The 270-nt window shown below is 52.6% G+C and carries 2 tRNA genes; both read right to left on the bottom strand.

Going from position 1 to position 270, the window contains the following annotated elements:
- Nucleotides 1–77 precede the first annotated feature (77 nt).
- A tRNA-Ala gene (locus tag FW789_RS24325) sits at nucleotides 78–153 on the bottom strand.
- Nucleotides 154–165: 12 nt separating this feature from the next.
- Nucleotides 166–242 (bottom strand) — tRNA-Ile (locus tag FW789_RS24320).
- Nucleotides 243–270 lie beyond the last annotated feature (28 nt).

Raw genomic sequence — 270 nt, 5'->3', positions numbered from 1 at the left:
GACAAAAGTCAGAAATCAACATTCATCAACGAATGTTCATTTCTAAGTTCTGACGCGCTGTGCTGCGTGAAGCAAAATGGTGGAGCCAAGCGGGATCGAACCGCTGACCTCCTGCGTGCAAGGCAGGCGCTCTCCCAGCTGAGCTATGGCCCCGTGTATCTGCAATGGTAGGTCTGGGCAGATTTGAACTGCCGACCTCACCCTTATCAGGGGTGCGCTCTAACCAACTGAGCTACAGACCTATAACAGGGTCACGTTACAGCATCGTCT

This window comes from Pseudomonas sp. 1121_17 (assembly GCF_052850745.1).
The sequence above is the reverse complement of the archived record's forward strand: the minus strand, read 5'-3'. Positions and strand labels throughout refer to the sequence as shown.